This window comes from Pseudomonas lijiangensis, assembly GCF_018968705.1.
GTDB classification, from domain to species: Bacteria; Pseudomonadota; Gammaproteobacteria; order Pseudomonadales; family Pseudomonadaceae; genus Aquipseudomonas; species Aquipseudomonas lijiangensis.
Window position 1 is genome coordinate 2,394,273 of record NZ_CP076668.1, and the last position, 17,851, is coordinate 2,412,123.

The window sequence follows — 17,851 nt, forward strand, 5'->3', positions numbered from 1 at the left end:
GATGATTCCGTTGAAAGAGCGAAGCGCTTTTCGGCTTCGCCCGTTACACCTGTCCCGACGTGTCTCGCGTCAGAAGGTTATTTTGGTGCTCACGCCCAGCTCGCGGCCTTGGCCGGGTTGACTGAACTGGGCACCGGAGGTGATGTAGGAGTAGGTGCGATAATCCTTGTCACCCAGGTTGTTGCCGTACAGCGCCAGTTCCAGGTCAGGTTTGGGCAGCCAGGAAAGGCGGGCGTCCACCAGGCTGTAGCCGCCTTGTGAAACTTCGTTGTCCACATCGAAGTAATGCTGGCCGGTGTAGCTGATGCCGACACTCGGGCGCAGCTCGCCCAGCAGGTTATCGAAGTAGAAACTGCGTTCGGCCGACGCGCGCAAGGTGCGACCGGGGGTGTAGGTCAGGCTGTTACCCTGGCGATCGGAATCCAGCAGGCGGTTGCGGTTGACGGTACCGGCCAGACGAATCAGGGTGGCTTCGTCGGCGCGCCAGTCCAGAGACATTTCCGCGCCTTCGCTGCGGGCCTTGCCGATGTTGCTCAAGGCCTGAGTACCGGTGCCGGCAGCGCCGATGAACTGTTGCACATCATCGATATCGATGCGGTACAGCGCGGCATTGAGCCAGACACGTTTGTCCAGCAGGCTGGATTTGACGCCGACCTCCATGTTCAGGGATTTTTCCGGCGAGTAGGCCACGGAGTCTGAGGTGATCGAACCGATGCGGTTGTAGCCACCGGCCTTGAAGCCTTTGCTGACCGACGCGTACAGGCGCGTATCTGGCGTGGCCTGAAAGCCCAGGGCCACTTTGGGCGTGGTGCTGGTGAAAGTGTCATTGCCTTTATAGACGAAGCCCGGCGTGAACAGCGCGTCCACTTGGTTGTAGGTGGTTTCGGCCTTTTCCTCGCTGTGGCGTGCGCCCAGTGTCAGGTCCCAGCGCGGTGCCAGGTGCCAGATGAATTCGCCGAATACGGCTTTTTCGGTGTTCTCGATACGGCTGTCGGCTGCGCCATATACGCCGAACAGCGGGGCGCCCGCGTCCGGGGTTCGTTCTGAATGGCTGCGGCTCTTCTGCCAGTACAGGCCGCCGACCGCATCCCAGGCACGGTCTTCACCCTGGGTGGAGAGGCGCAGTTCCTGGCTGACGGTGCGCTGGGCTTCCGGCCAGAGAAAACCCATGTCGCCGAACAGGCGCTCATGACGGTAATTCTGCAGGGAAGTGATGGACGTCAACTTCAGCGAATCGCTGAGGTTCCAGTCAATGCTTGCGCTGCTGGTTTCCACCCGTCGCACATAGACCGACTCCATGAGCGGCACGCTGGCACGGTGTTTTTCATAGGTTTCGTCGGCCAGGTATTGCTCGTTATAGGAGGTCAGCCGGTCGCGGGCATAGGCCAGTTTCAGGCTGAAGTCTTCGTTGGGCCTGAAGGTCAGCGCCACATTGCCGCCACCGTTGTCGCTGTCGCCATGGTGCTCGCTACGGGTCAGTTCGCCGTCAGTGTCATCGTGGTAGACCGTGCCCTGAATGAACAGCTTGTCCGCAACCAGTGGTGCCGAGCCGCTGGCGGCGACCTGTTGATGCAGATTGCTGAAGCGGCTTTGTAGGGTTGCCGTCGGCGTGTTGTCCGGCTGGCGGGTGATGATGTTCAGCGCACCGGCGTGGGCGTTGCGGCCGTACAGGGTACCTTGGGGGCCTTTTAGCAGCTCGATGTGTTCGACATCCAGCAGTTGCTGATTGAAGGTGCCCAGGTACTGCGGGACGCCATCGACGTAGATCGCTACCGGGGCGTTGTAAGGGTCCGAAGACGAAATGCCGCGCATGCTCAGGCTCGGGAATACACTTGCACCGGTATTACGCACCAGCAACTCGGGGAATACTCTTTCCAGCTCGCCACTGTTGTAGACGTTGGCGCGCTCAAGGTCAGCCTCGCTGGCAACCGAAAGCGCCAGATCGGTCTGATCCTGGGCCTGGGTTCGTTTGCTGGCGGTCACTTGCATTTCCGGCAAGTTGAGAACATCGTCCGCCAGAACCTGGCCGGATGTGGCGATCATGATCGCCAGGCTGAGGATAGAGCGCTGCATGGGAAGACTCGGCTGTAAGTTGAGCCGCTATCTTCTGGTTATGGTTATGTTGTTGCGCGTGCGATCGGGGTATAAATGCGCGCAATCGGCACTATAGTTGATAAGTGTTATCATTTGAGTCTGATTCCCAAAAGAGTGTGTGCCCATGAGCCTTAATCATTACCGCGCTGATTATGAATTGCCCAAGGTGCTCACCGAGGAGGTAGGGGACGAACTCGATATCCGCCTGATCGAATGGCAGGTCGATGAAGACCGGCATCTGGATGCCTCATGCGAAGCGTCGCTGACGGTGTCCTATCACGCCAATTGCGCGGGCTGGCGAAGTTTTGCCGATACCTCGCCCTTGAGCTGGCGCGAAGATCATTGCTGCCTCTTTCACTCTACGGTGCCGCTGCAGGGCGTGGGTTTTGTACCGGCGGGGACGCGCTGGCGCGGGGTGAATATCAGCTTCGCCGCTCACCGGCTGGGCATGCTGGACCTGGCCACGCAACTGTTCGAGTACGACGGCCCGTGGGAGAAAACCCGCACGGTGGACAGCGCTGCACGCCTGGCACAGTTTCCGGCACCTCACGTCGTCAGGCGTATCGGCCAGGAAATGCTGGGCTGCCGGCTGGAGGGTGTTGCCAGGGACTTGCTGTTGCGGGGCAAGGCCTATGAAATGCTCGGCCAACTGACTGCGCATATCCAGGATCTTGCGCGCTTCACCGGGCTCAGTGCCGGAGGCCGTGACCTGGCTCGCGTGGAACGGGCGCGCAAACTGCTTGAGGCTCATCCTGAACAGGAGTGGACCATCGAGTCGCTGGCCCAGTGCGTCGAACTCAACACCAAGAAACTCAAGCAGGGTTTTCGTGACGTCTACGACAGCGGCGTGTACGGCTATCTGCAGAAAGTCCGTATCGAGCGGGCTGCGCAACTGCTCAAGCAGCGGGGATCGGTCAGCGAAGTGGCTGCGGCAGTCGGGTATTCCAACGCCAGCCACTTCGCCAAGGTTTTTCGCCGTTACTACGGCATCAACCCGCTGCACTTCAGCACGCTGGCTGCCAATGGCATCGATGAAGTGGCGATCCGGGCCGGTGTCGATCCATTCTGATCTGCACGACGCTCCTCAGAAGTCATAAGCGATCTTGCTGTACCAGAACCCGCCACCCGGATAGAACGGTGGGTTGCTATAGAGGTTCAGGCCATTGGCCGACGGGATTGCGTTCTTGTCCGGGCGCACATTGAAAATGTTCGTGCCGCCCAGGCTGACCGTGATGTTCTCCTGAAGGGTGTAGGACAGGTCCAGATCGGTAATCCATTTGGCGCCGAAACTGCGGTCGCCACTTTCCAGTTGTTGCAGCGTCTTGACCTTGCCGTAACGGGTGGTCTGCAGGTTCACGCCCAGGTCGCCGAGGGTCCAGTTGGCACCCAGTACCCATTTGGTTTTTGGTTGCGCGTCGGTCAGGTCGCCTTCCCGGGCACGGCCGACCCAGGTCAGGCTGCCGCCGGCGTTGTCGCCCAGGCCTTGCAAGGCTGAGGGCTCGCTCTTGACGTCGGTGATGATGGTCTTGTTGTAGTTGAACCCGGCGCTCCAGCGCACATCGCCAAAGGCACCATAACGGCTGGAGTGATCGAGCACGATATCCAGGCCACGGGTGCGGGTGTCGAAAGCGTTGGCGTAATACGAGGTCCAGGTGCTGGTGTCGACGTTCTGGGCGGTGAGAATCGGAGCCAGTGCCGGGCCGTAAAGGCTTTCGGTGCGGGCGATGCGATCGGCGATCTCGATCCAGTAGGCATCGACGGTCAGGCTGGTGCGCGGCGCCGGTTGCCAGGTCAGGCCCAGGCCCAGGTTGCGGGACTTTTCCGGGTCCAGAGGGGTGGCGCCCAGTGCCTGGGCCAGAGACGAATTGACCGGCGCGATGCGGGTCACGGCGGGCACGACGGTCCCGTCAGGGGCTGTACCCACCCGATTATCGGAGATGCTGTAGCCGATCTGGGTCAGGGAAGGCGCCCGGAAGCCGGTGCCGACAGTGCCGCGCACCGCGAAGGTGTCGGTGAGTTCATAGCGGGAGTTGAGTTTGGCGCTGAGGGTGTTGCCCGAGTCGTCATCGAAGTGCTCTGCGCGCAGGGCCAGGTCAATGAACAGGGGCTTGATGGGCGTGATGCCGAAGTCCACATAGGCTGCATAGTTGTTGCGTTTGATGCTGGTTGCATCCTGAGGCGAGATGACCGCCGCAGCCTGGGCGGCAATCGAAGCCAGTTGGCCTGCCAGAGGATTGGGCTGGCCATTGGGCAGCGTGGCCGGGAAACGATAGCCGCCCACCTGATAGGCCTGTGCATCACCGGCGAAGGTCCGGAAGCGCTCCCAGCGATGTTCCAGCCCTGCGGAAACCTGCAACGGCACACCGAACACGCCGTCGAAGGCGCGTGTGATATCCAGGTTGTTGACCCACTGCTCGAAGCGGTAGGTCGCCAGGTCATCGAACGACGTCGGTGAGGCCGGTCCCAGTGACGGGTTGATGGTCAGGTCACTGTATTGATGATTGTTGTTGCGTCCGTAGGTGGTGCTCAGGTCCCAGTTCCAGCCCAGGGATTCGCCTTTGGCACCGATCAGGTACTGGTAGTCGGTGTCGTCCAGGTTGTTCAGCGGGTAGTAGCCGTCGGGGAACAGTTCCGGGATGTTGGCGTTGCCATTGGGGTAGCGGAAGTAGTTATTGATGATGGCGTCGCGTTGGCCATAGGTGCCGTAGGAATACAGCCGGGTCTGATCATCCAGTGGCAGTTCGGCGTTGTAGGCCAGGTTGAAGGCTTTGATCTGCGGATCGCCATTCTTGACGCCAACCCGGTCCCAGGTCGCTTCACGAGGGTCGCCGGGGAAATAGGCCGTATTGGTGGCTTTCTCATTCCAGCTGGCATCGCCGCGTTTGCGTGCATCGGCGGACAGGTGCAGGAAACCTCCATCCCCCAGCTCAAAGCCCTTGTCGCCCTCAAACTTGGTCACTTCACCTTCGCCACTGTAGAGCTTGCCGTAGGTCACGCCCAGATGGCCGCCTTGTGCGCTGGACTTGAGGATCACGTTGATCACGCCTGCGATGGCATCGGAGCCATATTGAGCGGCGGCGCTGTCTTTGAGGACTTCGATGCGCTCCACCGCGCTGACGGGGATCATGTCGATGTCCACCGAGTTGGCGCCGCTGCTGTCGGTGGAGCCGTTGGCGGGCAGGGCGCTGTTATGGCGTCGCTTGCCGTTGACCAGCACCAATGTATAGGCCGGTGCCAGGCTGCGGTTGGACAGCGGGCGGATGGTGGAGTTGTAACCGGCGACGTTGGTGCCGTAGTTGAACGAAGGCAGCAGCTTGGCGATGGCTTCGGTCAGATCGGCGCGGCCGGTCTTGAGCAATTGTTCGCTGGTGACGATATCGATGGGCGCCGGGCTGTCGGTCACCGTGCGTTCGGTGCCGCGAATCCCGGTGGAGATGACCGTGACCTTGTCCAGGCGGGTGTCATTGCCGGCTTCTTCTGCTGCCTGGACGGGCGTTATCAGACCCAGGCCGGCAAAGGCGATGCCTTTCAACAGGTGAGGGGGCAGGGGCTTTCTGGCTGCGCGAGCAGTGGAGGCCATGGTGAGCGATCCTTGTCAGTTTCGGGAAGTTTTTCTGAGCCTCCACTGGTAAGGGTCGGTCTGTAAGCGGGAATATATGGTTATGAAACAATCCTGTGAAAGTTCTTTTAGGTATAAGCTAATTATGAATTATTTGAATTTATTAATTGATATTAGATAAATAAATTGCATTTTAGTCGTAGGGAAAGAATCCTTCCCGAACGGTTCTGGCACCCCAGTTGCACTGCCTGCGCCACTTTGTCGCACCTCGGGCTGTGGCCCGTAACCGCACGCTTCATGCCTTTGCCTGCATGCCGTCCGTGGATTCGCGGTGTTCGAGAGAGCGTGAGAGTGGTAGATTCGCCGCCATGAAATTCGTCCGAACCCACCGCTCGCTCATTGCCTGGATGCTGTATGGCTTCATCCTGTTCAATGGGTTCATGTGCAGCATCAGCCATGGGCAGATGCTGGGGACGTTTTCCTCTGTAGCCGCCGCCGATATCTGTGGCGATAACCCGGACACTTCCATGTCGATGGAAGGCCCGGACGAGGCCAGGCATTCGCTGGTCATGCAACTGGCCATGCTGGACTGCACCTTTGCCGGCAAGCTGACCGGTTTCGTGGTGTTCTTCATCGGACTGGGCTGGCTGCTGCGCTCGCGCAATGTCAGGCTGCGTATCCCGCCGGGCCTGATGCGCGAGTCCTCCCGTCACACTTCGCCGGGGCTGGTGCCGCAGGCGCCCTGAAACCCCGTCTTGCGTTCACTGGTTGTCTGCAGCGCATCCGGCATGTGACGTGCTGCATGCCTTGCCTGTTTTCCTTCAAAGGACCGTAATGCATGACTCAATACCTGACCCGTCGCGAAGTGGTCGCGGGCCTCTCCTTGCTGAGCCTTGGCGTTCTGACCGGTTGCGATAACTCCAATGCCTTGCCGTTCAAGTACGGCAAGGACCTGAGCAACAAGATCATCGGGCGCAACTTCAGGCTGCGCAACGCTCATGGCGACGTGCTGACCCTGTCGAGTTTCCGGGGCTACATGCCGATGGTGTTTTTCGGCTTCACCCAGTGCCCGGCGGTCTGCCCGACTGCGCTGGCCCGTGCCGCGCAGATCAAGAAGCTGATGGGCGCCGATGCCGATACCTTCCAGGTGGTGTTCATTACCCTGGACCCTGAGCGTGACACGCCGCAAGTCATCGAATCCTATGTAAAGGCCTTCGATCCAAGCTTTGTGGCACTGTCCGGCACTCTGGAAGAAACCGCGGCCACGGCCAAGGAATTCGGCGTGTTCTACGAGAAGGTGCCGCTGGGCGACACTTATACGATTTCCCACACCTCCACCAGCTATGTGTTCGATACCCGCGGCGTGTTGCGCCTTGGCCTGTCTCACTCGCTGTCCGCGCAGCAATGCGCAGAAGATCTGCTCACTTTGATGGAAGTATGCTGATGACTACTCTGATCCGTAATGCCCTGATCGCTACCCCGTGCAAAAGCCTGCTGCTGGCCCTGTCCATCCTGGGTGTCAGTCTTCAGGCCCATGCGCAGACCACCGTGGACGATGCCTGGGTACGTGCCACGGTTGCCGGTCAGCCAGCGACCGGCGCTTTCATGAACATCACTTCGACCACTGGCGGCAAGCTGGTTGAAGTCAGTTCGCCTGTCGCGAAAGACGTGCAGATCCATCAGATGAGCATGAAGAACGATGTGATGAACATGCAGCAGGTCAAATCCATCGATCTGCCGGCTGGCAAGACGGTGGTACTGGACTCCAACGGCTATCACGTGATGCTCATGGGTCTGGTGGCTCAGGTGAAGGAGGGCGATCAGGTGCCTCTGACCCTGACCGTCGAAGACGAAAAGGGCGTCAAGGAGTCGATCAAGGTCAGTGCGCCTGTCAGGGCTCTGACGGCTCAGGGGCATTCCGGCCACGGTGACCATAGCGGTCATTGATTGAGGTTTACTCCAGTCTGCTCCAGGCCCCGCCATGCTCGTGCATGCCGGGGCTTTTTAATGGATGCGGTTTTATATTCAATTTATGAATAACAGGAGAACTAAATATTCTTTTCAGGAACAAGCGCGATCATGGATGATTGCCTGGCGCTATCAACTTGGAAAGGTGACTGATACCAACAGAACCTGGATTTTTATTGAAAAAATGCAGGAGTGTATCAATGGGCAATGTCCAGACCGCAGCCAGTGCGCACGAAGTGCCTTGGCGCCAAACGCCGAGCGGCGAATTGGTCGATCTGGGGCGTCCTTTTCGGGGACCCTTGGCGCAGTCGCGGTTGCACCGTACGCCCAAGCCTGTTCTTGGACGCCGGGAAGCCGTTCTGCTCGGTGCATTTGCTCTGGTGCTGCATGGTGCGGTCATCTACTGGCTGAGCCAGACTCAGACACCTGTTCTGCCGGTCGTCCCGCCGGAAATTCCGCCGATGACCATCGAATTCTCCCAGCCCGCACCGCCCGTGGTTGAAACGCCGCCACCGCCGCCGGAGCCCATCGTTCAACCTGTGGTCGAGCCGCCGCCTCCCGTGGAGGATGAGCTTGCCGTCAAGCCACCACCGAAGCCCAAACCCAAGCCGGTCGTGAAGCCGCCGCCTCCCAAGCCGGTTGCCAAGCCTGTGGAGCAACCGCCTGCGCCACCGGCTCCGCCACAACCGGTTGCAGCACCAGCGCCCCCCGCGCCGCCTGCACCGGCCCCTGTGACTCCGGCTTCGGCCAGCGCCGGTTACCTGCGCAACCCGGCCCCGGAATACCCGTCGCTGGCCATGCGCCGCGGCTGGGAAGGGACGGTTCTGTTGCGGGTGCATGTACTGGCCAGCGGCAAGCCCGGCGAAATACAGATTCAGAAAAGCAGTGGTCGTGATTCGCTCGACGAAGCCGCCGTAACGGCAGTCAAGCGCTGGAGCTTCGTTCCCGCCAAGCAGGGCGATGTCGCCCAGGACGGCTGGGTCAGCGTGCCCATCGACTTCAAGATCAAATAACGGTTTCAACGATTCAATGCGGGCCACCTGACAAAAGGAGCATCGCGACACCAGAACCTGACGTATCAGCACGAGAGCACAGATCATGAACTTACTGGCATCCCCTTTTGAATCCATCGAACACGCGGTCATCTGGCTGCTGGTGGTCTTTTCCGTCGCGACCTGGGGCCTGGCCTTGCTCAAGGGCGTACAGTTTTCACGTCTGAAATCCCAGGATCGCAAGTTCCACAAGCAGTTCTGGGCGGCCTCCAGCCTGGATTCAGCCGCTGAACTGGCTCAGCAACAGCCTGGCGCTGCTGCTCGTGTTGCCCAGGCCGGTTATGCCGCCATCCAGGTTCATGAAGGTGGTCAGCAGACCGACCTGAGCCAGTCGATCAACCATCAGGATCGTCTGGAGCGTGCCCTGCGTCAGCAGATCGTGCGTGAACGCCGTTCGCTGGAAACCGGCCTGGCTATCCTGGCCAGTATCGGCAGCACTTCGCCCTTTATCGGTCTGTTCGGTACGGTGTGGGGCATCATGTCGGCCCTCAAGGGGATCAGCGCAGCAGGTTCCGCCAGCCTGGAAACGGTGGCCGGTCCTATCGGTGCGGCACTGGTTGCAACCGGTGTCGGTATCGCGGTCGCGGTGCCTGCGGTGCTGGTTTACAACTACTTCCTGCGTCGCCTGAAGCTGACCGCTGCCGACCTGGACGACTTTGCCCATGACTTCTACAGCCTGGCGCAGAAAAACGCCTTCCGTGTCCTGCTGCACCCGGTCCTGACCAAGAATGGCGCAGGCGCTGGCCAGAAAGTGAAGGAGGCTTCCTGATATGGCCTTCTCCACTCAAGACAATGATGAAGTACTCAGCGAAATCAACGTAACGCCTCTGGTGGACGTGATGCTGGTACTGCTGGTGGTGTTCATCGTGACCGCGCCACTGCTGACCAACTCGATTCCGATCAATTTGCCCAAGACCGAAGCGGTCGCCCCGGCAGAGCAGAAGGACCCGCTGGTCGTGAGCATCGACGGGCAGGGCAAGGTGTTCATCAACAAGGACGAGATTCAGGCAGACCTGCTGGAAACCAACCTTCAGGCCGCCAAGGCCAAGGACGCGCAGGTTCGTGTGCAGCTTCAGGCAGACAACGACGTGAACTACGGAGAAGTGGCCCGCGCCATGGCCTCGATCGAGCGTGCAGGCATCACCAAGTTGTCGGTGATCACTGCCAAATAGAGCAATACCCCTTCAAGACAGTGAAGCCTTTAAGGTCGTACCCTCAGGTAGGTACGGCCTTTTTTTTGTGTGTGGGGGTGAGGTTTTCGCGAATGAATTCGCTCCCACTGAATGAATAGTTGTGGGAGAGACTTCAGTCGCGAAAGCGGACTCAGTGTGCCCCAGCCGCCTTGTTCAGGTCGCTGTCGACCCATTGGGTGTAGATGCAGGCATCGGCTGTGGCCCAGCGAACGCGGACGGTATCACCGGCTTTCAGTTGCAGGCCGGTGGCTGACAGGGCCTTGACGGTCATGGCGGTACCGCCTGAAGTGACGACTGCGCAGGTCTGGCTTTCGCCCAGGAACAAGACTTCCGTCACCTTGGCCGTGACTTCGTTCCAGCCATGCTCCAGCGGAGTGGCTTCGGCCTGTTGAGTGCTCAGGGCCTGGGCTTTCTCCGGACGGATCATCAGCAACACATCCTGATCGGTTTTCAGGCCTGAAGTCAGCCGGATCGACAGCGGATGGCCTTCAAACGTCGCCACCGCATTGCCCTGTGCCTTGAGCTTCAGGAAGTTCGAGTTGCCCAGGAACGAGGCGACAAAGGCATTGGGCGGGTTCTGATAGAGGTCATAGCCGGTGCCCAGGCCGACGATCTTGCCGTGGCTGAAGATCGCGATGCGTTGAGACAGGCGCATGGCTTCTTCCTGGTCGTGGGTCACGTAGACGATGGTGATACCCAGGCGACGATGCAACTGCCGCAGTTCATCCTGCAGGTCTTCACGCAGTTTCTTGTCCAGCGCGCCCAGAGGTTCATCCATCAACAGAATGCGTGGTTCGTAAACCAGCGCCCGGGCAATGGCCACACGTTGCTGCTGGCCGCCGGACAGTTGCGAAGGGCGGCGATGGGCGAATTGTTCCAGTTGCACCAGCTTGAGCATGGCGTCCACGCGCTTGTCGCGTTCGGCCGCCGGCAGTTTGCGGATGGCCAGCGGGAAGGCGATGTTGTCGCGTACCGACAGGTGAGGAAACAGCGAATAACGCTGGAACACCATGCCGATATCCCGCTTGTGGGGCGGCACGTTCACCAGGGATTTGCCACCCACCAGGATTTCTCCCGAGCTGGGTGTTTCGAACCCGGCCAGCATCGACAGTGTGGTGCTCTTGCCAGAGCCGCTGGAGCCCAGGAAGGTCAGGAACTCGCCGTCCTGGATATCCAGGTCGATATTGTCCACTGCAGCGAAATCGCCGTAATGCTTGTTCAGGTTGCACAGGCTGACCAGGGTTTTCGGGTCGTGTTGTGCGCTGTCTTTGATCACTGCACTCATGAGGTACTCCTGGCTTCGTTGCGGCGACGCAGGGTCGCGGCGATGAACATGACCAGCACCGACAGGGCGATCAGCAGCGTCGAAGCGACTGCAATGACCGGGGTCAGATCCTGACGCAAAGTGGTCCACATTTTGACGGGTAAGGTTTGCAGGGTCGGGCTGGCCATCATCACGCTCAGCACCACCTCGTCCCACGACACCAGGAACGCGAACAGTGCACCGGCGATCATGCCGGGGCGAATGGCCGGGAAGGTGACCTTGATCACTGCCTGGATGCGCGATGCGCCGCAGATCACGGCGGCATCCTCGATGGACTGATCGAACAGTTTCAGCGAGTTGATGATCGAGATGATGGTGAACGGCAGCGCCACGATCACATGGCTGACCACGAAGGAAAACAGCGTGCCGGTGTAGCCGAGCTTGAGGAACAGCGCATACACGGCCACGGCAATGATCACCAGCGGCACGATCATCGGCAGGGTGAAGAGGCCGTACAGCATGTCACGTCCCGGAAAGCGTCCGCGCACCAGAGCAAAGGCGGTGGGCAGGCCCAGGGCGACGGCGCTGATGGTAGTCAGCACGGCGACCTTGAGGCTGGACATCGCCGCTGCCATCCATTCCGGATTGGAGAAGAACTGCTGATACCACTTCAGGGTCCAGCCCGGTGGCGGGAAGACCAGCCACTGGGATGAGCCGAACGAAAGCAGCACGATGAACAGGATCGGCAGCAACAGAAACAGCGCGATCACCCCGGTGGTCAGGTACAGACCGACCCGCAGGCGTGTGCTCATGGCATTGGGAGTCAGGAGCATGGCTTACCTCGCATTGCTGGCGCCGACCGGGGATTCCGGCTGGAGCTTGAGATAGAAGTAGAACAGCACCAGAGTAATCAGGATCAGCAGTGCGGCTGCGGCACTGGCCAGTCCCCAGTTCAGGAAGGACTGCACCTGCTGGACGATGAACTCGGGCAGCATCATGTTCTGCGCGCCACCCAGCAGAGCGGGGGTGACGTAGTAACCCAGGGACATCACAAACACCATCAGGCCACCGGAGAACAGCCCCGAGCGGCACAGCGGCAGAAACACCCTGAAGAAGTTGGTCCACGGGCTTGCACCGCAGATGGAGCCGGCCTGTAACACCATCGGGTCAATGGCCTGCATGGTCGCCTGCAACGGCAGCACGATGAACGGAATCATGATGTAGCTCATGCCGATCACCACGCCTGTGAGGTTATGCACCATCTCCAGCGGCTGATCGATGATACCCATGGCCATCAGTGTCTTGTTGACGACTCCGGAAGCCTGGAGCAACACCAGCCAGGAATAGGTGCGGGCCAGCAGGCTGGTCCACATCGACAGCAGCACGATATTGAGAATCCAGCGGCCCCAGCCGCGTGGCACCAGGGTGATCGCCCAGGCCAGCGGGAAACCCAGCAGCACACTGAACAGAGTGACCAGACCCGCCACCGAGAACGTGTTGAACAACACCCTGGCGTAGGCGGAGTTGGCGAACAACTGTTCGTAGTTGCCCAGGCCCGGAGTGGGTTCCAGCACACCGCGAAGCAACAGGCCTATCAGAGGTGCGAAGAAAAAAAGCCCCAGAAAGAGCAGTGCCGGGAGCAGGTTGCGACTGCCGCGCCAGCGTTGTGACAAAGACGTTTTTGGCTGCATCTTCACTGCCTTGGTGCAAGCCGCGCCAGCGGTGCTTGACGCACCACCGGCCGGGTTGGGTTGACGGGAAGCAATAGCCGTCATTTTTACTTGACCAGCCATTCGTTCCACCGTGTCGCAATGTCAGGACCGTTCTTGGCCCAGTATGCGAAGTCGAGAGTGATCTGGTCCGGGGCATAGGCGGTCGGCAGGTTCGGCGCCAGCGTCGAATCCAGGCGCGGTACGCTGTCCAGGTTGACCGGTGCATAGGCGCTGAGGTTGGAGAAGTCGGCCTGGCCTTTGGGGCTGGTCGCTTCGGCGATGAACTTCATGGCAGCTTCCTTGTTCTTGGCGCCTTTGGGGACGACCAGGAAATCAGCCATGACCAGGTTCTGCTTCCAGCTCACACCCACTGGAGCGCCATCCTGTTGCAGGGCGTAGACGCGACCGTTCCACATCTGGCCCATGGACGCTTCACCCGAAGCCAGCAGTTGCTGGGATTGAGCGCCGCCGCCCCACCAGACGATGTCTTTCTTGATGGTGTCGAGTTTCTTGAAGGCGCGGTCCAGGTCCAGCGGGTAGAGCTTGTCAGGGGCAACGCCATCGGCCAGCAGTGCCAGTTCAAGCACACCAGGGCTTGGCCATTTGTAGAGGGCGCGCTTGCCGGGGTAGGTCTTGGTGTCGAACATCGCAGACCAGTCTTGCGGGGCCTTGGCGCCTACCTTGCTCTCGTTGTAGCCCAGCACGAAGGAGAAGAAGAATGAGCCTGCGCCGTGATCCGAGACGAAGCGCGGGTCGATCCGGTCGCGTTTGATGGTGTTGAAATCAAGGGGCTCCAGCAGGCCCTCGCTGGCGGCACGCAGGGCGAAGTCGGCTTCCACATCCACCACATCCCATTGCACGTTGCCGCTTTCCACCATGGCCTTGAGTTTGCCGTAGTCGGTAGGGCCGTCCTGCACAACGGTAATACCGCTGGCTTTGGTGAAAGGCGCTGCCCAGGCCTGCTTCTGTGCGTCCTGGGTAGAACCACCCCAACTGACGAAGTTGACGCTTTCGGCGGCCATGGCTGTGAGACTCGAGATAGCCAGAATGCCCGCAGCAAGAGCTGCAGTTGCTCGTTTGTTCAACACCATTTTCACGCCCTCATTTGTTGTGTTTTGAGCGGGCTTTTTGTGCCCGCGTATTCGGGAGCAGTAGGTCCAGAGGACCGGAGAAACTGGCGACCGTGTCGGGTGCTTTTGTTGGCCTTATCCCTTGGCTGGGGGCACCTGACAAAACCTTCGGTCTACGGAATGTCATATTATGGTATTCCAAGCTTTGTGCAAGTATTTTGCCCTGTCGGAACCCGCTCATTTTGCTTTTTTTACCGGTGAAAGCCTTGTTTTACGGGGGTAAACGTCTCTTCTTGAGCCTTGCTGCCTGCCTCCTTTCAGGGCTGAAATCAGCCAGTAAAGGGAATACTTTCAACCACTTCCAGATCGTATCCGGTCAGACCGGCGTATTTGAGAGGAGGGCCCAGATGGCGCAATTTGCCCACGCCAAGGTCTTGCAGAATCTGTGCGCCAGTGCCGACTTCCGAATAGATACGTGACTGCGAACGGGTGTACTGGCGCGGCGGCTGGGTCAGTTGCGGGATACGCTCCAGCAGTGCCTGGGAGGACTCGTGATTGGCCAGTACCACGACCACGCCGCGTCCTTCTTCGGCGACTTTCTGCAGGGCGGCCCACAGGGTCCAGTTCGCCGGGCCCGTGTACTCGGCACCTACCAGGTCGCGCAGTGGATCAACCACGTGTACTCGCACCAGGGTCGGGAAATCGCGCTGGATGTCGCCCATGACCATGGCCATGTGTACGCCACCTTCGATCCGGTCCTCGTAGCTGAACAGGCGGAAGGTGCCATGAACCGTTGGCAGCTCGCGTTCGCCGATGCGCACCACAGTGTGTTCGGTGCTCAGGCGGTAATGGATCAGGTCGGCAATGGTGCCGATGCGGATGCCATGTTTTTCGGCGAACAGCTCAAGATCGGGGCGGCGGGCCATGGTGCCGTCATCGTTCATGACTTCCACGATCACCGATGCAGGCGTCAGGCCTGCCAGGCGAGCCAGGTCACAGCCGGCTTCGGTGTGACCGGCGCGGGTCAGCACGCCGCCTTCGCGGGCGCGCAGCGGGAAAATATGGCCAGGCTGCACCAGATCGTCGGCACAGGCCTGGGGGTTGACGGCAGCCTGGACGGTGCGGGCTCGGTCGGCGGCAGAAATGCCGGTGCTGACGCCCGTTGCGGCTTCGATGGAAACCGTGAACGCCGTGGCGAATACGCTGCCGTTGCTGGGTACCATCTGCTCCAGTCCCAGGCGCTGACAATGTTCGTCGGTCAGAGTAAGACAGATCAGGCCGCGTGCTTCGCGGGCCATGAAGCTGATGGCCTGAGGTGTACAGAGGTCGGCAGCAAGCAGCAGGTCACCTTCGTTTTCCCGGTCTTCGTCGTCCACCAGCAGGACCATCTTGCCCTGACGGTAGTCTTCAATGATGTCTTCGATGCGATCGAACGCCATACTCAGGATCTCGGTGTTATGGATGAAAAATCGTGGTATACCATAAGACAGAATATTTCACAGATTCCCTATCATTGAAACAGTGAGATCGCGATGAAGGCTTATTGGATTGCAAACGTGGACGTAACCGACCCTGAGCAGTACAGCGAATATACCCAGCGAGCGCCAGCGGCATTTGAATTATTTGGTGGCAAATTCATGGCGCGCGGCGGACGTTCCGAAGCCGTCGAAGGTCGCGACACGCCGCAACGCACCGTTGTGATCGAATTCGAGTCGTATGAGCAAGCCTTGGCCTGTTATCGCTCGCCTGAGTACCAGGAAGCGATGAGTCATCGCCATGGCGTGGCCCATGCCGAGATCGTGATTGTCGAAGGTATCGCGCAGCAGTAGTGCCGATCAGTCAAGGCATATGAAGTCACTTGTGGGAGGGGCCTTGGCCGCGACGACCCAGCTTACAGGCAACACATCTTCAGTACCTTCAAACTGGCTGTCGCGGCCAAGGCCCCTCCCACGGATGGTTCCTATCGGATGAAATGCACCTTGCCGGTGTCATCATTGCCCATGTACAGGCCATACACCCCGGCTTGGCGCTCGGTGATGTAGCGTTCGAGGATTTGCCGGATGGCGGGGTAGTAGATGCTGTCCCACGGGATGTCTTCGGGGGCGAAGAATTTGTAATCCAGGGTCTCCGGCCCGAACTGGCCGGTGATTTCCAGGGCTATGGCGCGGAAGACGATATACACCTCGCTGATCTTCGGCACGCTGAAGATGGAGTAGGGCGAGATGATTTCTGCGCGTACGCCGCTTTCTTCCCAGACTTCCCGCAGGGCGGCCTGTTCGGTGGTTTCGCCACTCTCCATGAAGCCGGCCGGTAGCGTCCAGGTGCCGGGGCGTGGCGCGATTGCCCGCTGGCACAGCAGGTATTTGCCTTCCTGCTCGATGATGCAGCCGGCAATGATCTTCGGATTGACGTAGTGAATGTAGTTGCAACTGCCGCACATCAGCCGCGCATGGGTATCGCCCGGTGGCACACGCTGATCGAGATCGGCACTGCCACATTGCGGACAAAAGCGCGGCGCGGGCATGTCAGCGTCCTATTCGGGGTTCTTTGATGGCAATCGGAGCAACGATGTCGCGGACCTTGGCGTCATCGTCCTGCTTGGATTTCAGATATTCCAGCGCCACAGCGGCAGCGTTGCGCACGTGATCGACGGAAGCCTTGTGGGCCGCCAGCGGGTCGCCGCTCTTGATGGCTTCGACGATGTGTTCCATTTCCTTGCTGCTGGCACCGCGGCGGTTGATCTGTGACACCGAAGTGGCCCGCAGGTAGCTGATGCGCGCCTGCAACTGACGCAACTGGGTAGCGGCGATGTGATTGCCCGAGCCTTCGAGCAGTACGTCGTAGAAGCTTTGCACCGAATCGATGACCTGTTGTAACTCGCCATCTTTGAGTGCCTTGCGGTTTTCTTCAAGGGCCTTTTCCAGGGCACGGATATCTTTCGCCTTGGCTCGCAGGGTGAACAGCTGCACGATCAGCCCTTCGAGCACGCAACGCAGCTCATAGATATCGCAGGCATCTTCCAGAGTAATGATGGCGACCCGTGGCCCCTTGGCGTCGGCGAACTCCACCAGACCTTCGGACTCCAGATGGCGCAAGGCTTCACGCACGGAGGTCCGGCTGACCCCGAGACGATCACACAGATCTCGCTCGACCAGACGATCCCCCGGCAGAAGCTGGAAGTTCATGATCGCGCTGCGCAGTTTGTCCAGCACGATTTCGCGCAGGGTAACGGGGTTGCGATTGACCTTGAAGTTGTCGTCGAGTGGCAGGCGTTTCATCGGGTGTGCTCGGAGTGGGGCTGTCTATGTGAAAAACACGGCCAGAACAAGGCGGTCGCGTTCATGGCGTCAGCCTGAAAACCGGCCGGGCTGACGCATGACCGGGCCTGAATCGCCCGGAGAGACGCCGAGTTTATCACGCCGTTGCTCTTGACTACCAAGAACCCCGTCTCAAGCAAAAGGTGGCAGAGCCCCCAGTTTGCCTCGGTGGTAGAGCATCGGTATGGCAGGTGTTTCGGGCAGGATCAGGTTTTTCACCGCGCCGACGATGATAGCGTGATCGCCGCCGTCATATTCGCGCCACAGTTCGCACTCGATGATCGCCGTCGCCTTGCTCAGCAACGGGTTGCCGAGCTCGCTCAGGTGCCATTCGATACCCTTGGTCTTGTCCTTGCCCTTGCTGGCGAACGCATAGGCTTCAGCCTGTTGCTCGGCAGAGAGCAAATGGATCGCGAACTTTTTACTGTCGCGCAGCACAGGGTAAGTGTCGCTGGCGTAATTCGGGCAGAACAGCACCAGTGCCGGGTCGATGGACAGTGCGCTGAAGGCGCTGGCGGTGATGCCTACCAGACTGCCTTCGGCGTCCAGTGTGGTGACGATGGTGACGCCCGAAGGAAAGGACGCCATGACTTCTTTATAAATGCCGGGTTCTATCATTGCC

At 59.7% G+C, this 17,851-nt stretch carries 18 protein-coding genes; 8 read left to right on the forward strand and 10 right to left on the reverse strand.

The annotated features are described in order from the left end of the window. Positions 1 to 69: 69 nt before the first annotated feature. The gene (locus tag KQP88_RS10415) at positions 70 to 2,073 is read right to left on the reverse strand and encodes a TonB-dependent receptor (protein WP_216705608.1); all 2,004 of its coding nucleotides are present in this window, start codon (positions 2,071 to 2,073) and stop codon (positions 70 to 72) included. 145 nt (positions 2,074 to 2,218) lie between these two features. Between KQP88_RS10415 and KQP88_RS10420 the strand changes: the two genes are divergently transcribed. Then, positions 2,219 to 3,163: a helix-turn-helix transcriptional regulator gene (locus tag KQP88_RS10420; RefSeq protein ID WP_200992955.1), complete on the forward strand. Its 945-nt coding sequence runs from the start codon at positions 2,219 to 2,221 to the stop codon at positions 3,161 to 3,163. Positions 3,164 to 3,178: 15 nt separating this feature from the next. On the opposite strand, the gene KQP88_RS10425 is transcribed toward KQP88_RS10420, so the two are convergent. Further along, positions 3,179 to 5,674, reverse strand: a complete 2,496-nt coding sequence (locus tag KQP88_RS10425) for a TonB-dependent receptor plug domain-containing protein (RefSeq protein WP_216705609.1) — start codon at positions 5,672 to 5,674, stop codon at positions 3,179 to 3,181. Between the two features lie 347 nt (positions 5,675 to 6,021). Between KQP88_RS10425 and KQP88_RS25250 the strand changes: the two genes are divergently transcribed. The 6 genes from KQP88_RS25250 to KQP88_RS10455 all read left to right on the forward strand — a co-directional run bounded on the left by KQP88_RS25250 (position 6,022) and on the right by KQP88_RS10455 (position 9,845). Beyond that, positions 6,022 to 6,399, forward strand: coding sequence for a DUF2946 domain-containing protein (locus KQP88_RS25250; protein WP_025259806.1), 378 nt, complete (start codon positions 6,022 to 6,024; stop codon positions 6,397 to 6,399). 92 nt (positions 6,400 to 6,491) lie between these two features. Next, positions 6,492 to 7,097 carry an SCO family protein gene (locus KQP88_RS10435; protein ID WP_200992953.1) on the forward strand — a complete coding sequence of 202 codons (606 nt, stop codon included), beginning with the start codon at positions 6,492 to 6,494 and terminating at the stop codon, positions 7,095 to 7,097. Further along, positions 7,091 to 7,600 carry a copper chaperone PCu(A)C gene (locus KQP88_RS10440; RefSeq protein WP_216705610.1) on the forward strand — a complete coding sequence of 170 codons (510 nt, stop codon included), beginning with the start codon at positions 7,091 to 7,093 and terminating at the stop codon, positions 7,598 to 7,600. Before KQP88_RS10435 ends, KQP88_RS10440 begins: the two co-directional genes overlap by 7 nt. Before the next feature lie 221 nt (positions 7,601 to 7,821). Further along, the gene (locus KQP88_RS10445; protein ID WP_200992952.1) at positions 7,822 to 8,634 is read left to right on the forward strand and encodes an energy transducer TonB; all 813 of its coding nucleotides are present in this window, start codon (positions 7,822 to 7,824) and stop codon (positions 8,632 to 8,634) included. A gap of 85 nt (positions 8,635 to 8,719) precedes the next feature. Continuing rightward, positions 8,720 to 9,442, forward strand: a complete 723-nt coding sequence (locus KQP88_RS10450) for a MotA/TolQ/ExbB proton channel family protein (protein WP_198729055.1) — start codon at positions 8,720 to 8,722, stop codon at positions 9,440 to 9,442. Between the two features lies 1 nt (position 9,443). Further along, a complete protein-coding gene (locus KQP88_RS10455; RefSeq protein ID WP_200992951.1) occupies positions 9,444 to 9,845 on the forward strand; it encodes an ExbD/TolR family protein in 402 nt (133 codons plus the stop codon). A 151-nt stretch (positions 9,846 to 9,996) separates the two neighbouring features. Here KQP88_RS10455 and KQP88_RS10460 read toward each other — a convergent pair whose 3' ends face one another. The 5 genes from KQP88_RS10460 to ribBA form a co-directional block, all read right to left on the reverse strand. After that, complete coding sequence (locus KQP88_RS10460) at positions 9,997 to 11,151, reverse strand: ABC transporter ATP-binding protein (RefSeq protein ID WP_216705611.1); 1,155 nt, start codon at positions 11,149 to 11,151, stop codon at positions 9,997 to 9,999. Then, positions 11,148 to 11,963 (reverse strand): ABC transporter permease, encoded by an 816-nt coding sequence (locus KQP88_RS10465; protein WP_200992949.1) that lies wholly within the window; start codon positions 11,961 to 11,963, stop codon positions 11,148 to 11,150. Before KQP88_RS10465 ends, KQP88_RS10460 begins: the two co-directional genes overlap by 4 nt. Positions 11,964 to 11,966: 3 nt before the next feature. Further along, positions 11,967 to 12,923, reverse strand: coding sequence for an ABC transporter permease (locus KQP88_RS10470; protein WP_216705612.1), 957 nt, complete (start codon positions 12,921 to 12,923; stop codon positions 11,967 to 11,969). After that, entirely contained in the window at positions 12,908 to 13,933 is a 1,026-nt protein-coding gene (locus KQP88_RS10475; protein ID WP_216705613.1) for an ABC transporter substrate-binding protein, read from the reverse strand. Before KQP88_RS10475 ends, KQP88_RS10470 begins: the two co-directional genes overlap by 16 nt. 308 nt (positions 13,934 to 14,241) lie before the next feature. After that, positions 14,242 to 15,351, reverse strand: coding sequence for a bifunctional 3,4-dihydroxy-2-butanone-4-phosphate synthase/GTP cyclohydrolase II (gene ribBA / locus KQP88_RS10480; RefSeq protein WP_216705614.1), 1,110 nt, complete (start codon positions 15,349 to 15,351; stop codon positions 14,242 to 14,244). Between the two features lie 93 nt (positions 15,352 to 15,444). On the opposite strand from ribBA, the gene KQP88_RS10485 reads away from it, so the two are divergent. Continuing rightward, complete coding sequence (locus tag KQP88_RS10485; RefSeq protein ID WP_216705615.1) at positions 15,445 to 15,741, forward strand: DUF1330 domain-containing protein; 297 nt, start codon at positions 15,445 to 15,447, stop codon at positions 15,739 to 15,741. A gap of 131 nt (positions 15,742 to 15,872) precedes the next feature. Here KQP88_RS10485 and KQP88_RS10490 read toward each other — a convergent pair whose 3' ends face one another. From KQP88_RS10490 to KQP88_RS10500, 3 genes are all read right to left on the reverse strand, one after another. Continuing rightward, complete coding sequence (locus tag KQP88_RS10490) at positions 15,873 to 16,436, reverse strand: NUDIX hydrolase (protein WP_200992944.1); 564 nt, start codon at positions 16,434 to 16,436, stop codon at positions 15,873 to 15,875. A gap of 1 nt (position 16,437) precedes the next feature. Beyond that, complete coding sequence (locus tag KQP88_RS10495) at positions 16,438 to 17,190, reverse strand: GntR family transcriptional regulator (RefSeq protein WP_200992943.1); 753 nt, start codon at positions 17,188 to 17,190, stop codon at positions 16,438 to 16,440. Between the two features lie 171 nt (positions 17,191 to 17,361). Then, positions 17,362 to 17,847 carry a flavin reductase family protein gene (locus KQP88_RS10500; RefSeq protein WP_216705616.1) on the reverse strand — a complete coding sequence of 162 codons (486 nt, stop codon included), beginning with the start codon at positions 17,845 to 17,847 and terminating at the stop codon, positions 17,362 to 17,364. Positions 17,848 to 17,851 lie beyond the last annotated feature (4 nt).